The 16,775-nt window shown below is 21.3% G+C and carries 13 protein-coding genes and 1 tRNA gene; 3 read left to right on the top strand and 11 right to left on the bottom strand.

What is annotated here, in order from left to right; genetic code table 11:
- Positions 1 to 104: 104 nt before the first annotated feature.
- The 7 genes from pheT to AB4W63_RS00515 form a co-directional block, all read right to left on the bottom strand.
- Positions 105 to 2,510, bottom strand: coding sequence for a phenylalanine--tRNA ligase subunit beta (gene pheT, locus AB4W63_RS00545; protein WP_367681081.1), 2,406 nt, complete (start codon positions 2,508 to 2,510; stop codon positions 105 to 107).
- A 13-nt stretch (positions 2,511 to 2,523) separates the two neighbouring features.
- Positions 2,524 to 3,507, bottom strand: coding sequence for a phenylalanine--tRNA ligase subunit alpha (pheS, locus tag AB4W63_RS00540; protein WP_367681080.1), 984 nt, complete (start codon positions 3,505 to 3,507; stop codon positions 2,524 to 2,526).
- Between the two features lie 250 nt (positions 3,508 to 3,757).
- Entirely contained in the window at positions 3,758 to 4,114 is a 357-nt protein-coding gene (gene rplT / locus AB4W63_RS00535; protein WP_367681079.1) for a 50S ribosomal protein L20, read from the bottom strand.
- 53 nt (positions 4,115 to 4,167) lie between these two features.
- Positions 4,168 to 4,365 (bottom strand): 50S ribosomal protein L35, encoded by a 198-nt coding sequence (gene rpmI, locus AB4W63_RS00530; protein ID WP_367681078.1) that lies wholly within the window; start codon positions 4,363 to 4,365, stop codon positions 4,168 to 4,170.
- 72 nt (positions 4,366 to 4,437) lie between these two features.
- Complete coding sequence (infC, locus tag AB4W63_RS00525; protein ID WP_367681191.1) at positions 4,438 to 4,974, bottom strand: translation initiation factor IF-3; 537 nt, start codon at positions 4,972 to 4,974, stop codon at positions 4,438 to 4,440.
- Between the two features lie 3 nt (positions 4,975 to 4,977).
- On the bottom strand, positions 4,978 to 6,906 hold the full coding sequence (thrS, locus tag AB4W63_RS00520) for a threonine--tRNA ligase (RefSeq protein WP_367681077.1): 1,929 nt from the start codon (positions 6,904 to 6,906) through the stop codon (positions 4,978 to 4,980).
- 222 nt (positions 6,907 to 7,128) lie between these two features.
- Positions 7,129 to 8,175 carry a 3-deoxy-7-phosphoheptulonate synthase gene (locus AB4W63_RS00515; protein ID WP_367681076.1) on the bottom strand — a complete coding sequence of 349 codons (1,047 nt, stop codon included), beginning with the start codon at positions 8,173 to 8,175 and terminating at the stop codon, positions 7,129 to 7,131.
- Between the two features lie 1,138 nt (positions 8,176 to 9,313).
- On the opposite strand from AB4W63_RS00515, the gene AB4W63_RS00510 reads away from it, so the two are divergent.
- Positions 9,314 to 9,685: a HesB/IscA family protein gene (locus tag AB4W63_RS00510; RefSeq protein WP_367681075.1), complete on the top strand. Its 372-nt coding sequence runs from the start codon at positions 9,314 to 9,316 to the stop codon at positions 9,683 to 9,685.
- A gap of 48 nt (positions 9,686 to 9,733) precedes the next feature.
- On the opposite strand, the gene tyrS is transcribed toward AB4W63_RS00510, so the two are convergent.
- The 4 genes from tyrS to nth form a co-directional block, all read right to left on the bottom strand.
- Positions 9,734 to 11,017, bottom strand: a complete 1,284-nt coding sequence (gene tyrS, locus AB4W63_RS00505; RefSeq protein ID WP_367681074.1) for a tyrosine--tRNA ligase — start codon at positions 11,015 to 11,017, stop codon at positions 9,734 to 9,736.
- A gap of 207 nt (positions 11,018 to 11,224) precedes the next feature.
- Complete coding sequence (locus AB4W63_RS00500; protein WP_367681073.1) at positions 11,225 to 13,036, bottom strand: hypothetical protein; 1,812 nt, start codon at positions 13,034 to 13,036, stop codon at positions 11,225 to 11,227.
- Between the two features lie 5 nt (positions 13,037 to 13,041).
- The gene (locus AB4W63_RS00495) at positions 13,042 to 13,488 is read right to left on the bottom strand and encodes a hypothetical protein (RefSeq protein WP_367681072.1); all 447 of its coding nucleotides are present in this window, start codon (positions 13,486 to 13,488) and stop codon (positions 13,042 to 13,044) included.
- A gap of 104 nt (positions 13,489 to 13,592) precedes the next feature.
- Entirely contained in the window at positions 13,593 to 14,225 is a 633-nt protein-coding gene (gene nth, locus AB4W63_RS00490) for an endonuclease III (RefSeq protein ID WP_367681071.1), read from the bottom strand.
- 958 nt (positions 14,226 to 15,183) lie between these two features.
- Here nth and AB4W63_RS00485 point away from each other — a divergent pair.
- Positions 15,184 to 15,256, top strand: a tRNA-Val gene (locus AB4W63_RS00485).
- A gap of 180 nt (positions 15,257 to 15,436) precedes the next feature.
- Positions 15,437 to 16,768: a tRNA lysidine(34) synthetase TilS gene (gene tilS / locus AB4W63_RS00480; RefSeq protein ID WP_367681190.1), complete on the top strand. Its 1,332-nt coding sequence runs from the start codon at positions 15,437 to 15,439 to the stop codon at positions 16,766 to 16,768.
- Positions 16,769 to 16,775 lie beyond the last annotated feature (7 nt).

The raw sequence follows: 16,775 nt of genomic DNA, 5'->3' as shown, positions 1-16,775 counted from the left end.
AAACAACGGATGAAAAATATGTATAGAGTGTAAGTAAATATGTGGAAATTTACATTTAAAATAATTTAATTTAGTTATTTTTTATAGAAAATGATTAAATTATTTTATATCTGTCTGAGACTTGCTTTATATTTTTTTTCTAAAATATGTATACAATTATTAATAATTGTATCAATTTCACGATTAGTATACGTTTTTTTATAATGTTGAAATATAAATTTTATTGTTAAACTTTTTTTATTTTTTTGAATATGATTTCCATAGTAGACATCAGTTATATGTATTTTTGTTAAATTATTATCTATTATTTTAATACAAGTTTTAATAATATTGCTTGATAAAGTGAACATAGGTAACATTATAGATATATCTCTTTGAATAGTAGGATATTGAGATATTGCATGAATAACTTTTGTTTTTTTTTCTTTTATTTTATCTAAAAACAATTCAAATAAAACAGTTGAATTTTTTAAATTAAATTGTTTACTTATTCGAGGATCTAATTCGCCAATTTTTCCAATAATAGTTTTATTAATGTATATATAAGCACTTTTTCCAGCATGTAATCCTGTTATTTTAGCAGGTAAAAATTCTATTTTTTTCATATTAACACATAATTCTAAAATAGATTCTACATCTCCTTTTAAGTCATAAAAGTTATATGTTCTATTTTTTCCATCCCAGTTAGTAGGATAGAATAATCCATTAATAGCGCCAGATAGAACATGTATTTCTTTTACTTTTAATTCTTTTGTGTTTTCTTTTATGAAACAAATTCCACTTTCGAAAAATCGTAGAGAATGATTTTGGCGATTTTGATTATATTCGATCGAAGATAATAATCCTATCCACATTGATTGTCTCATAGTAGATAGTTCTTTAGAGATTGGGTTTTTTATTGTTAAGTAATTATTGTTTGTAAAAAAAAGATTTTGCATATTAGGATCAACAAATCCGTATGTTATTACTTCATAATATCCTTTATCTATCAAAAGATATTTAATTCTGTGTAAATTAAACTTTTTACAGTTTTTTTGACTTTTATACGTATGATATTTAATAGGTAAATAATCAATTTTTTTATATCCATATATTCGCAAAAAATCTTCTATAACATGTTCTTCTATTTTTATATCATATCGCCAGTTTGGAACTATAACAGTTATTGTTTTATCATTTTGAAGTATTTCATACCCTATTTTTTGTAAAATTTTAAATATAACATTTTTTTGTATATGACAGCCTAATAATTTATTGAAGTTTTTTAATTGTATGTTTATTTTAATACGTTCGTAATGAATGGTATTGTTATGACTTAAATTTATTGATTGTTCTATACCGTCACATAAATTAACTATTAATGAACTAGTATAGTTGATTAATTTAGTTTGTAATCCGTAGTCGGTGCTATATTCATATATACGGTAGTTGTTTTGTGAAAAGATGTCGTTTTTATTTAAATTATGAAATGAAGAATATGGTTTTAAAAAGATAGATCCTATAAATATATTTGTAGATCTTTTTTGCATATGAAATGTGTTTTCATTTAGATTGTTTCCTAATGACAATATGTTTTTTGCATTAGATACGACTATAGATGTTTTTGAAAGAATAATTTTTTTTTCTGCATGCAATTTTTTTATTTCTTTTTTTTTAGGATGTCGAATAAATAATTCATTTTTTATTAGCGAAGAATTTATGATATGAACTGGTTGTCCTAATTCGATATAAACATAGTTAATAATGTTGTCTAAAATATTTTTTTTAGGTAAAATTTCAGAAAATCTAAGTCTTTCTTTTAGCCAAAATGGAGTTTCTTTTTTTAAATTTATGTTTTTTATTTTTTTTCCACAATATTTAACAACATGTTGTAAATTTTTTTCTATATTTATATTTATTTTGTTTTTTTGATTTTTTTTTGTATTTTTTATTTTAATAAATGGCAAACTTAAATTATTTATTACTGCTATTTCTTTTGCTAAAGTGAATAAGCTTAATCCATATGAACGGTTTGGTGTAGCAAGTACGTTAATTATCGGAAAAAAATGTGAAAAAATTTTTTTTATATCTGTTCCAAGTGGATATTGAGAAGATATTTCAATAATTTCTTTTTTTGAGCTATCAATTCCTAAATCTAAAAAAGTACAAATTTTTCCTTCTGAATAAATATTTTTAGCAATTAGAATTTTCTTTATTGTTAGTTTTTTAGTTAATACAGATTTTTTTGTTGCTATTGCTACTGTTTTCCCGATATAGATATCATCTAATATACTATATGCAATAATTGATTTATTTCTACCGATATCAACATTAAAATATTTTAATTTATTTTTTTTTTTTACTTTTAATTCATTTATAATTTTTCCTGTGATAATGTTATGAAAATCATTAAGAAAAATAGGGTTATATATATTTGCTTCAAATCCTATTTCTGTCAGTTGATTACAAAGAGTAGATGTATCTATTTGAGGATTAATCCATTCTCGAAACCAAGATTCGCTAAATTTCATAAAATATCCTATTTTATTTAAATTGTTGGAGAAATTGAAGATTGTTTTCAAAAAAAGAACGTAAGTCATCTATTTCATATTTTAACATAGTAATTCTTTCTACTCCTAATCCAAAAGCACATCCTGTGTATTTTTTTGGATTAATTCCAGATTTAGTTAAAATATCCGGATGTATTATTCCGCAACCTAGTACTTCCAGCCATTTTGTATGATGAGTTTGTATATCTATTTCTGCTGACAAAACAGTAAATGGAAAGTATGAGTTTCTAAATTTAATACTAATTTTTTTTTGAAAAAAAAAACAGAGAAATTCATTCATTAACCATTTTAAGTTAGAAAAGTTAATATGTTCTTCTATGATAATTCCTTCTATTTGATGAAACATTGGAGAATGTGTTCGATCATAATCATTTCTATAAACCTTTCCTGGAACGATAGTTCTAATTGGTGGTCTATTTTTCTTCATAATACGCATTTGAGAACTAGATGTTTGAGTTCTAAGTAATTTTTTAGAGTTAAACCAAAAGGTATCTTGATTAGTTCTAGATGGATGATGTTTCCATATGTTTAAAGCATCAAAATTATAATAGTCGTCTTCCACTTCAGGTCCTGAAGCAGTATTAAATCCTAATTTAAAAAAAAAACTTTTGATTATATTGATTGATTCTGTAATAGGATGAAACGCTCCGTTATTAATTCTTGTTCCAGGTAAAGAAACGTCTATTTTTTCTTGTTTTATTTTTAACAGTATTTGGTTTAAATTTAATTTTTCTCTTTTTATTTTTATTATTTTTAAGAGCATATTTTTTGATTTATTTATGATAATAAATTTTTTTTTCCTTTTTTTTAATGGAAGAGATAACAAGATATGTATATATTTTGTAATTTCTCCTTTTTTTCCTAAAAAAAATATTCTAGAATTCTCTAAATGAAGTATTGTTTTTGCATTTTTAAATGAGTGTATAGCTTTTTTTATTAAAGTAACTAATTTTAGCATTGTATTATAATTCCTACTTAATTACTTAAAATCATTATATATAAATATATCATATAGTTTATGAGTGAAAAGCTTCCTTTTAGGAAGCTTTTTATTTTTTTAAAAAATTAAAAATAAGTGTTTATATTATAGGTTATATTCTTTGTATAGTAGATTTCAAATGTTTTAAAAGAGATACATTACGTATAGAAATATTTTGTATAAGATATTTTTTAAATTTTTTTTTATACCATATTTTAAATTCAATTAATTAACTTATTATTGTTTGAGATTGGTTAACTATTTTTTTAAAAGTTAAAGGATCGTTAATTGATATTTCTGATAGCATTTTTCTATTTAAATTTAGACCAGAATTTTTTAATCCAAATATAAATTTATTATAAGAAATGTTATTATTTCGAACAGCAGCATTAATCCGAACAATCCATAGTTTTCTGAATTGTCGTTTTTTTTGGCGGCGATCTCTATAAGAATATTGTCCTGCTTTTATTACAGCCTGATTTGCTACTCTATAAACTTTAGATCTAGCTCCGTAGTATCCTTTAGCTTTTTTTAATATTTTTTTGTGTCGGGCACTTGAAGTAGTTCCACGTTTTACGTGAACCATAAATATTTTCCTTTTTTTTATTAGTAAAGTTTAAATATTTTATATTTAAAAAATTAAACGTAAGGTAAGCAAAATTTTATTTTAGAAATATCATTTTTAGAAACTATTGATTTAGATCTAATTTTACGTTTATAATTAGTTGTTTTTTTTGTCAAAATATGTTGAAGATTTGATTTTTTTCTTTTGAATTTTCCAGAAGCTGTTTTTTTAAATCTTTTAGAAACACCGCGTACAGTTTTTATTTTTTGCATAATATTTATATCTTGTATAAAATTGTAAGTTATAAAATACGTTATTTAAAATTTAAATTTTAAGCTTAAAGTTTATTTTTTAGGAGAAAGAAACATAATCATTTGTCTTCCTTCTATTTTAGAAGGGAAAAAATCAACTACTGATAAATTAGATAAATCATTTTTAACTTTTAATAAAAGATTTAGACCAATTTCTTGATGAGCCATTTCTCTTCCCCTAAAACGTAAGGTTATTTTTACCTTATTTCCTTCATTTAGGAATCGTGTTAAATTTCGTATTTTTACATTATAGTCTCCAATGTCTGTACTTGGACGAAATTTTACTTCTTTTATTTGTATAGTCTTTTGTCTTTTTTTTTGTTCTTTGTAAGATTTGTTTTTTTTATATAGGAATTTTCCATAATTCATTATTTTACAAACTGGAGGATTAGCATTAGGGCTTATTTCAACTAAATCCATATTAACTTTTTCAGCTTGAAGCAAAGCTGTTTTTAAGCTTACTATTCCTATAGGTTTTCCTGAAACATCTGAAAGACGTACTTCTTTAGCCCTTATTTCGTTATTAATTCGATTAGGACGTTTTAATGTGTGTTTTTTTATAACTTTAATATTTTATACCTCCAATTCAGTGTTAGAATGAGTTTTAATTTCTTTAATTAAAGCATTAATGAAATTGTTAAAACATATGCTGTATATATTTCTTCCTAATCGTGTTCTCACTGTAATAGTAGAAGAATTTTCTTCTTTGTCTCCAATAATTATTATATAAGGAGTATAACATATTATATGTTCTTTAATTTTAGTGCTAATATTTTCATTTCTAGTATCACATTTTGTTCTTATATTTGATTGTGTTAATTTTTTTTCTAAAGAATAAGCATATTCTGAATTTTTACTATGAACTGTGAGTAAAACTACTTGAATAGGAGATAACCAAGTTGGTAATTTTCCCACATATTCTTCTAGTAAAATTCCTATAAAACGTTCAATAGATCCTAATATAGCTCGATGAATAATTACTGGATGTTTTTTTGTATTTTTTTTGTCTATATACGTTGCATTTAATCGTTTTGGTAAATAAAAGTCTAGTTGTATAGTTCCGCATTGCCATAGTCTATCTAATGAATCTTGTAAAGTAAACTCAATTTTTGGTCCATAAAAAGCACCTTCTCCTACATTATGATAATAATCAATGTTATTATCATGCAGTACAGATTTTAAATCTTTTTCTGCTTGATCCCAAATTAAATCATTTCCGATGCGGTTTTTGGGACGTGTAGACAGGTTAATATTTATCTTCTTGAACTTAAAAATATTATAAATATCAAACATCATTTTAATACAATTATTGATTTCTGATTGTACTTGATTAATACTACAAAAAATATGAGCGTCATCTTGGGTAAAACTTCTAATTCTTAGTAGTCCGTGTAATGAGCCTGAAGATTCTTTTCGGTGACAACATCCGAATTCAGCTAATCTGATAGGTAAGTTTTTATATGAAACCAACTTTTGATTAAATATTTGCACGTGTGCTGGACAGTTCATAGGTTTTAAACAATAACTTTGATTTTCAGAAGAAGTATGAAAAATAGATTCTTTATAGTAATCTAAATGGCCGCTTTTTTCCCACATAGATTGATTAATTACAATAGGTGTATGTACTTCTTCATAAAAATATTTTTTTAGTTTAAGACGTATAAATTGTTTTAGTTCTTTATAGATAATAAATCCGTTGTTATGCCAAAAGACCATTCCAGGAGATTCTTTTTGTATATGATAGAGATTTAATCTTTTGTTTATTTTTCTATGGTCTCTTTTTTCTAGAAAAATAATTTTTTGCAAAAATTGTTGTAGTTTTTTATTTGATTCCCATGCAGTAACATATATTCTTTGAAGCATTTTATTGTTTTTATTTCCTTTCCAATAAGCTCCAGAAATTTTTTGAATTTTAAAGTGATTACAAAATTGTATATTTGGTACTTGAGGGGATAAAGCTATATCAAAATAAGATTCATGATAGTATAAGTTTATATTTTCGTTTTTGCTGCTTAAAGTTTTTAACATATTAACTTTGTAGTTTTCTTTTGCTATTGTAAATAGTTCTATAGCTTTTTTTACTTTTACATTTTTTTTTTTTATATCATAACCGTTTTGTACTATTTTTTTCATTTTGGTTTCAATGGTGATGATATCATGTTTAGTTAAAAACTTGTTTAATTCTATGTCACAAAAAAAACCATTTTTAGTTATTTTTCCTTCAGCTATTTTAGAATCTAGCCACAATTTTTTTATTGCGTAAGTGAGTAATTGTAAACAAGAATTTCGTATTATGTAAATTGATTCCGAATCATAGATTTTAATAAACTTTACAGTAGAATCCTCTTTAATAAGATGATTTAAATCTTTAATTTTATTATTTATTAAAGCGGCCACACATACATTATAAATTTTTTTATTGTAATCTTGAATTAGTTCTTTAACAGAAATAGGTTTTTTATATATTTTTTTTTTCTTATCAAAAAAAGTAATAGTAAGCATCTTTCATCCTTAATGAAAGAAATGTAATTATTATATGAAATAAATATTTTACATAATTATAAAAATAGCATAAAAAGTAAAAGATTAATTTTTAAATTTATTTAAATATAACATTAAACATTTAGTTTTGTGTAAAAAAAATAAATTTTTTATAGAAATATATGAGGATCTTATCTTTATAAAAAACCAGTCAATTTTTTAAAACATTGACTGGTTGTATTATTAAAAACGATTATCAACTGATTCCGCTAATTTATTTATAATAAGTTCGCTATCTTTCCAATTTAGACATGGATCAGTAATAGATTGTCCATATACTAATTGATTTTTTGGTTTTAGAGATTGAGATCCTTCTTTTAAAAAACTTTCAATCATAACACCTATTATAGACTTTGATCCTGTTTTTATTTGTCTAGTCACTGATTCGCATACGTCAATTTGTCTCAAATGTTGTTTTAGACAATTACCGTGACTAAAATCTATCATTAAGTGTTCTGGTAAATTAAATTTTTTTAAATATTTAACCGCTTGCGTGATATTTTCGGAATGATAGTTAGGCATCGTTCCACCTCGCATAATCAGATGTCCAAACGGGTTTCCGCTAGTATGATTAATACACATTTGACCATGTTTATTCGGAGCTAAGAAAAGATGCTTAACTTGTGTAGCACGAATAGCATCAATAGCTATTCTTATGTTACCATCTGTTCCATTTTTAAATCCTACTGGACAAGATAAAGCTGAAGCCATTTCTCGATGAATTTGACTTTCTGTTGTTCTCGCTCCTATTGCTCCCCAACTAATTAAGTCTGCAATAAATTGTCCTATGACCATATCTAAAAATTCTGTTGCAGCTGGCATTCCTAGAGAATTTATGTCAAGTAATAGTTTTCGAGCAATACTCAATCCGTCGTTGACTTTCATACTTCCATCTAGGTAAGGATCAGAAATTAATCCCTTCCATCCTACAACAGTTCTAGGTTTTTCAAAATATGTTCTCATAATTATTTCTAATCTTTCATGAAATTTTTTTCTTAATTTGCAAAGATTAGTAGCATATTCAATTGCTGCTATAGGATCGTGTAGAGAACATGGTCCGATGATAACTAATAATCGTTTATCTTTTCCTCTAATAATATTAGCGATGTTTTTTCGAGTTTGTATAACATTGTCCATAATAGATGAAGTTATAGTATAACGTTTAGCTAACTCAGCTGGAGTTATTAATGGATCAATTCGTATAGTACGTAGTTCATCTGTTTTTTTCATGTTTATCTCTAAGATAAGTGTATTATAAGTAATATATATATACTTTTAAAATGTTAAATATAGAACATGTTTTACAATTAATTATATGTAGTACATATAAATTATTAATATTGATATTGATAATTATTTTATTATAATAATGTTAATTTTTTATATAGAAATGTGTAACATTTTTAAAAACAAGTAATATTAGTTAATTTTATTTATATGTAAAAAATAGAATGAATTTTTTATTTTTTGGTAAATAAATAATTTTATAGGGTTAATTATTTGCATTAAAGGTACAACATACACATTTATATATCTAAATAGCCATATTTAGTGATGTATTATTCTTTTAAATAGATTTAATAACAACAAATAGTTTAAAATAATAATTTATTATAACAATATATTTTTATTTTTTTTGAAATAATTTTCAAGTATGTTAAGTACATTAATTTAAAATTGATAATTTTGTTTTAAGAATTAGTTTATTTTTTTTTGATTGTTATAGATGTATAATGAATAGTTATTAACACTTGAGTTTCTTGTTTATAATTAGTGGTTTTTATAAATCATTTTTAATAAATATCGAAATTTTATATAGAAAAATATTTTATATTTATAAAATTTGTAGTTTAAGTATTAATACGGTATAAATAAGTAATTAATGATGTTTTTTTATTTTTATCTTAATAAAGAATATATAAATGTAAGTAATATTAGTTTTATAATGTTGATATAAAGACGTTATTTATAATAAAATTATGTTTTTGAATAGTTTTATATTTTAATTAATTATTAAAGTATAGGAAATATATATTTATTAATTAATGTTTTATATAATAGATTGTGCAACACTTTAATAATTTTAAAAAAGAAAATAATTTTTTTAAAATATTTTTTAGATTGTTTTTTTTTAAAACATATGCATTATTATATTAAATTATTTATATTTTTCATTTTTTATTTTATAAATATAAAATTTATAGAAAATAATTTACAAATTTTTTGCATAAAGTTATTCATAATAAATTCATATATAAATCAAGAAATTATTTTTTATTCATAAAAAAAGTAGCATATAATATTTTTTTTAGTAATTTAGTATTTATGCAATATTTATATAAATATTTTATAAAAAAAAAGGTAAAAAATGACATTCAATAAAAAAAGTATTTTTGTTCCTAAATATGGAGATTGGTTAGGAATAATTATAACTAATAATGCGACAATGCAAATATATCGTTTATTATGTAATAATAAAGAGAAAAATATAAAATTTTTTTTAAAAAAATCTGGATGCGCTGGGTTTCGTTATGGGATAGAAGTGTATTATAAAAGAAATGATATAAATCATGTTATATTTATACATAAAAATATGAATATTTATGTATTAAAAAAAGATGTTAAATTTTTAGATGGAATTACTATTGACTATATTAAGAACGGAATAAATAGAAATTTTACTTTTTATAATTCTAAAGAATTACACCGTTGCGGATGTGGAGAAAGTTTCAATATATAGATGTTTTATTCATAAAATGTTTTTTTATACAAATATATATATATATAATTATTTTTTCCAAAATAATAAACAATGGGTTTTTTTTCCTTTACTCAAAATTGTATATTTGTTAAATATCCTATCGTTTCTAGATAACTCGTAGTGAACATTTTTTTGTAGTTTTTTGTTTATTCTAATAGATTTATTTTTTATTAAATATCTAGATTGACGTTTAGAAGAAGATAAATTGGAAGTTAATAATACTTTTTGCAAATTAGTTTCTTTTTCTATTAATATAGATGGAATTCCATCAATTTTTAATTGTTGAAAATCAGTTTCAAAAACTTGTAAATAAGATTCAGAAAATAAGTAGTTAGTAATTCGTTGTGCTGATAACAAATTATATTTTCCGTGTATTAATGCAGTAATGTAACTTGCCAATATTTTTTTTATTTTTAAAATCACATTTTTGTTTATAATTTTCTTTTCTATTTTATTTATTTTATGTAAATTTATTAATGTAAATAGTTTTAAAAATTTTATTACGTATTTATCTTGTGTGTTTAACCAAAACTGATAAAACTTGTAAGGAGTAGTTTTTTTTTTATTTAACCAAATAGTTTCTTTTTCTGTTTTTCCAAATTTTTGACCATTAGATTTAAGAAGTAAGGGGACGGTTATTCCAGAAACATTTTTTTTATATAAATTTTTAATTAAATGAATTCCAGAAGTAATATTTCCCCATTGATCTGATCCTCCTATTTGCAGGATAACTTTATAATTTTTAAATAGCCATAGAAAGTCATATGATTGAAGTAAACTATAAGAAAATTCTGTAAAAGAAATTCCTGATTCTGATTTTTTAATTCTTTGTTTGACTGATTCTTTTTTTATCATTTTATTTACTGAAAATTGTTTTCCAATAATACTTAAAAAATCTATAATATTAATATTGTTTATCCAGTCAAAGTTATTTAAAATTTTAATTGTATTGTTTTTATTTTTTGTTTTAAAAAATGTTATGATTTGTTTAGTTATTTTTTTTTCCCATAGATGTTTTGTTTTAGTTTTAAAATTAGAACGTCTTTCTTTATCTTTAAAACTTGGATCGCCTATAATACTAGTTGCTCCTCCAATTAAAATTATTGGGATACATCGCATAGCTTGAAAATATTTAACGCACAACATAGGAAGTAAATGTCCAATATGGAGACTATCAGAAGTTGGATCAAAACCACAGTATATTTTAAAAGAATTATTATTAGATAAGTTTTGAATTAATTCTTTTTCATGAGCTATTTTAGAAATTAATCCTCTATTTTTTAGTTCTTGTAATAGTTGATTTATTTGCACAATTGATTCCTATAATATAAATATTTATTTTATTTAATAGTTCAAATTTTAATTAGTGACTAATGATTATTATATATAAAATATATAAGATTTAATCTTATCAGAAATTTATATAATTGTATTAATTTTTTATTAATGAAAATTAATTAAATTAATTTGATGACTAGATTTTTTTTAATTATTTACATTTTTTTAAAAGCGAATTTATCAATATTTTATAGGATCTACTAAAATAAAAATTTTTATTTTATAACGTAAAAATTTTTTTTTTGTTGATAAAAGAATAAAATTTAATATTCTATTTAAAAAGTTTTTGCAATAATGCTGTAAAAGTATAGAAGAAGAATATTGTTGTGTAAATTTATTAATTGAAGATATTGCACACGGCATTATTAAAAGAGAATCATTCAGTTTTTTAAAATTGTTTGCAATTAAATGATTTATTAATGATATTGCATATTGTACATTTTTTAAAAAATTACTTGTTATTTTAAGTATAATGTGTGTTGTATATGGTGGTAATATATTATATTTTCTTAATTTTATTAAGTGATTTATAAAAGAATAAAAACCTTTATATACTAATATGTTAAGTGAGCAATTTTTAGAAAAGTAAGTTGGAATAAATGTGTTTGTTTTATTTAATCTGACAGAAACATTATATGTACAATTAATATACAAATGACTAAAAAATTCCATAGCACGAAATTTATAGTAGTAAAAATAGTAATCTAGATTAAAAAATATAATATTTTTAATATTTGAAATAAAAGATAAATTTTCTAATGTATCTGACATTAGAATTATTCTAGGGCTGTTTTTAGTTAAATGAAGAATATTTAAATAACTTTTTTTTGTACAGTTTTCATCTATTAAGTTAAAAAATAAGAATCTTATTTTTTTGAAAGTCATGTTTAACAATTTATTTATATTTTTTCTGTTTATATTATAAATATGTAAACAGTAAGATTGACAGTATATACATTTAACAAATTGTTGTATAAAAGAAAAACAATTGTGACAAAATAATTCTTTTTTTAGGGTGTTTAATTTATAAAAATTGTTACAAGTATCGCATTTCATAATTAGAGAACAATGCAGGCATATTAAAACAGAAAAAAAAACCATTTTTTTTGAGATAATAAGTATTGTAGTTTTTTGATTTTTTAAAGAAGAGTATATTTTTTTTATAATTTCAGTTGTAAAAATTCCATAACACTTTGATTTTTTCATATCTATAATATTAGTAGTTTTTTGTATATATTTAATATTTTTTCTATATAAGTTAAAATAAGAATATTTTTTAGAATGCAATTTTTTTAAAGTGAGTAAATCTGGAGTTATGGATTCAAGAATTATAGGAATATTTTCTTGATAAGCTCTAATCATAGCTATAAATTTTGTATTATAATGACATGGTTTTTGTTTTATATAATCAGTACTATTTTCTTGATCTATTATAATGAGTCCTAGTTTACAAAAAGGAATAAAAATTCCGTTTGTTGTAGAAATAATGATTATATTTTTAACAATCTTAGCTTTTTCTAAAATATAATATTTTTGTTTATTATTTAGTTTTGTATGATATACGTCTATTGGACTATCGATTTTTTTTTTTAAAAAATATTCTATTTGAAATAAAGTATTAATATTTGGAGTTAGAATTAAAGTTTGTTTTTTTTTTATTATCACTAATTTCAATATTTTTAAATATGTTTCTATTTTTAAAAAAAAATTCATTCCAATCAATGCTATTATTTTGTAGTTTAAATTGCTAGTGAGAATTTTTATTAAAATTAATTTCGTAATTTTTTTTAATTTTTTATATATATATTGTTCTTTTGATTTATTCTTCCATATACATAAATTATATTGTTTTATATTTAAAGTGCATAAACCTTTTTTTTGTAGTTTATAAAAAATACTTTCATATATTTTATGATTATAATAATCATTTTTTTTTATGTTATTGTTTTTTAATATAGATATAGCATATTTTTGTTTAGGAGCGTTTTTCAAATTATTCAAATTGAAATATTTTCCTTTGGTAGTAATTTTCCAATAAAAATCATTTTTTTTTTTATTTTTTGATCATATAACTTTGGTAGTACGTTAAATGTTAATATTCCTATAGGACAGTGATAATACTTAGCTGCCCAATGTAATACATTAATTATTTTTTTACTTATTGCATAATGTTTATCTAAAATTTTTGTTATATACTTTATATTATTATTAATTTTTTTTTCTTTCTTAAAATAAATTTTAGATATAATTCCAATTAACTTTTTATTTTTAAAAGGAACATACACTCTAGAACCTACAATAGGATTTAAGTAGGGATGACAGTAATAAAAAAATGTAGTTTTAATTGGTAAAAATAATATTACTTCTATAATGATCATATTTATTCCAACGAAATGTGTAGTAGAAATATATGAGAATGTGTTTATGAATCTTGACATAGACATGTGTTAATTTATTGCATTAATAAAATGATACGAATATTTAAATAGTTTTCTAATATTTAAAGATATACATATATATATATTACAAAAATATAAATGTAATGAATTTATTCATTTTTTTTTTTATATTCACAATAATGTTTAATACAGCATTTTTTACATATAGGTTTTTTGGACTTACAAATATAACGGCCATGAAGTACAAACCAATGATGTATTTTATGAATATATTGTTTTGGAACAACTTTCATGAGTTTTTTTTCAACTTCTTTTACATTTTTTCCTAAAGCAAAGTGGCTTCTATTAGATACTCTGAATACATGCGTATCTACAGCTATAGTTTTTATGTTATATAAAGTACTTAATACGACATTTGTTGTTTTTCTTCCTACTCCTGGAAGAGATTCTAAAAAAGATCTTTTATTGGGAACAAAGTTATATTTTTTTTTGATAAATGTTTTAGATATATTAATGATATTTTCTGCTTTTTTATTGTATAATCCTATACTTTTTAAATGATTTTTTAATTTTAAAATTCCTAATTTTATAAATTTTTCAGGTGTATTTGCAATAGGGTATAAAATATTAGTAATATTATTTACACTTTTATCTTTAGTTTGAGCTGAAAGCATAACAGAAATTAAAAGTTCAAAACTAGAATTAAAATTCAATTCTGATTTTGGAAAAGGATTTTCAGTATTCAAAATATGTATTATTTTAAACCGTTTAGTTTTATTCATAAAATTCGTTTCAATTTTTAGGTTTATTTTAAAGAAATAATTTGTTTTATTATCTATTGATATTATAAATTTAATATTTGATGAGATACTTGCATAAATTTTTTATTTTACAAGATAATTCTTAAGTAAAATATTTAAAATAATAAAATATTCAGCTGTTTATGGAAAAAACATTTGTGTTGATTTCTATAAATTGATAAAAGTTTATGTATGTAAATAAATAAAAATCTAATAATTTGAAATTTATAAACTTAATATAATAATATATAAACAGTATTATAAAATTTAAAAAAAATAAATAAGAATATTTCGTATTTAATTAATATAATTTAATTTTTTATATTAAACAGTTTTTTAAATGTATATAAAATATATATTTTACAGAATAAAAATTTTGATTTGTAATAGTTAAATATAGAGTATAGACTTGAAATATGTATAGACTTGATATATATATATTTTTTTTATTTTGAATATAATATTTTGTAAATTAATATTTTAAATTATTAATATAATATAAATTATATTTTATAACTTAAAAGTTATATTTAATTGCTTAAATAGAAAATATAAAAAAAATAATATTTTTAGTTAAAAAATAATTCTATTACAATAGATTAAAAATAGTAATGCGAATTTATTATTTAGAAATATATTTATTTATATATACATATATATACGATAATTATATTAATCGTTTGAATTATTCTAGGTAATATATTGTTACGTCATTACATATGAATGTATTTGTTATTTTCATATGCATTGTATCTATATAAAAAAATATTTTTTATATTCGTCTATATGTTAATAATTAAAATAAAATATAGTTCTACATATATATATATATGTTACATGTAAATTTGATTAGAGTTTTTTATGTAATTTTTATTGAATAAAATATGAATTTGATTTAATATAAACGATATATTTTTGTTTGTTTTATCATAAAATTATTACGTCCGTAGTTCAGATGGTAGAGCATCACTATGACATAGTGAAAGTCAGTGGTTCAAGTCCACTCGGACGTATAGTAATAAATTTTAATTGAATTTAGGTCATAAGGGTATCGTTAAAAAATAGATACTGTATATTAAAAAATATAGATAGAATGTTTTTGCTATATATATAGTCTATGTTTTAGAATTTTTTTTTACAATTATAAATTGTTCTAATTTTTAAAAAAAATAATAAGCATTTTTATAATATAAATATATTTACTATATGGAAAACTTAAAAAAAAAATTAATATTTATAAAAACAATTCAGTTTTAATATCATACAGTGGTGGTATAGATTCTACTGTCTTGTTATATAAATTAATGAAATTAAAAAAATATTATTCTTTTATTAATATTAGAGTACTACACGTTAATTATAATGTTTTTAAACATTCATTAAATACAGTTAAACATTGTATTCAATTATGTAAAAAATATAACTTAGAATTAATTATTAAACATGTAAAAAAAATATCTGTAAAAAAAAATTTTGAAGAAGTAGCTCGAGTTATTCGTTATAATATAATAAAAAAAATACTGCTTCCTAAAGAAGTAGTAATTACAGCACATCATTTAAATGATCAGTGTGAGACTTTTTTTTTATCTCTAAAAAGAGGAAGTGGTCCTACTGGATTATCAGGAATGAAATTATATACTTTTTTAGATAAAAACAAGTTATTAATTCGACCATTTCTTAATGTATCTAAAAAACAAATAGAACGTTTTGCATTTAAAAAAAAATTAATTTGGATTACAGATAATAGTAATAATAATATCTACTATGATAGAAATTTTATAAGAAAAGAGATTATTCCTGTTTTGGAGAAAAGATGGCCTTCTTTTCTAAATACTTGTTCTAGATCTTCAGCAATTTGTTCAGATTATGTAAAAATTGCTAATAACATAGCAGGTCAGTTTTTAAGAAAAAACATGTTATTAGATTCAATATTAAATTTTTTTAATATGTTGTTTTTAGATATTAGTATAAGAAAAGTAATAGTCCGAAATTGGATTTTAAAAAATAATAATAAAATACCTTCTTATTCTATAATTGAAAAAGTTTTGAAAGAAGTAATAAATAGTAAAAAAGATGCAAATCCTAAAATAATTATTAATAAATCTGAAATAAGAAGATATAAAAGATATATATATATTGTTCCTGTATTACCTTCGATAAGTTCTTTAATATTAATATGGCATAATACAAATTATCCTTTAGAATTACCCTATCATTTTGGGTTTTTAGAAAATAATAGTTATGGGATGAAAATTCCAATTCCTAAAAAAAATGATATAATTAATATTAGATTCATATTATCTGGTCGAATATCTATTTTTGGAAGGAGTGGTAGTAGACAAGTAAAAAAAATATTTCAAGAATTTAACATTCCTCCTTGGTATAGAAATAGAATTCCTTTTGTATTTTATAATAGTGATTTTATAGCTGCACCTGGTATATTTTTAGCAAACAATAGTGCAACTAAAAAAAATAAAAAATCATGGTTTATTTCTTGGAATAGTTTTCTGATAAATAACATGTAATATTATT

Origin of the sequence: Buchnera aphidicola (Anoecia corni), assembly GCF_964056675.1 — a bacterium.
Taxonomy (GTDB): domain Bacteria; phylum Pseudomonadota; class Gammaproteobacteria; order Enterobacterales; family Enterobacteriaceae; genus Buchnera_E; species Buchnera_E aphidicola_B.
This window is presented reverse-complemented; position numbering and strand designations above follow the sequence as displayed.